We start from the raw sequence: 269 nt of genomic DNA on the forward strand, positions 1-269 counted from the left end.
CGCTGCGCCAAAGCGCCAAGATCGGCGGCAAATCCGGATCTGGTAAGCCTGCCGCCAGCGCATCCAGCCGCCGCAAGAAGGCGAGCTGACGATGGCGCTCGAAACCTATCAGCAGAAGCGCGACTTCAAGGCCACTCCCGAACCGCGCGGCGCAAAAGGCAAGAGCAAGGGCAACAGCTTCGTCATCCAGAAGCACGACGCGACGCGGCTGCACTACGATTTCCGGCTGGAGATGGACGGCGTGCTGAAAAGCTGGGCGGTGACGCGCG

At 63.9% G+C, this 269-nt stretch carries 1 protein-coding gene; it reads left to right on the forward strand.

Annotation, left to right across the window (positions count from 1 at the left end):
- Positions 1–91: 91 nt before the first annotated feature.
- The coding region (locus SB679_RS24480; RefSeq protein WP_410704867.1) for a DNA polymerase ligase N-terminal domain-containing protein at positions 92–269 on the forward strand (178 nt) is incomplete at its 3' end.

Source organism: Chryseobacterium sp. SIMBA_029 (assembly GCF_046535275.1).
In the GTDB taxonomy this organism is placed as follows: Bacteria; Bacteroidota; Bacteroidia; order Flavobacteriales; family Weeksellaceae; genus Chryseobacterium.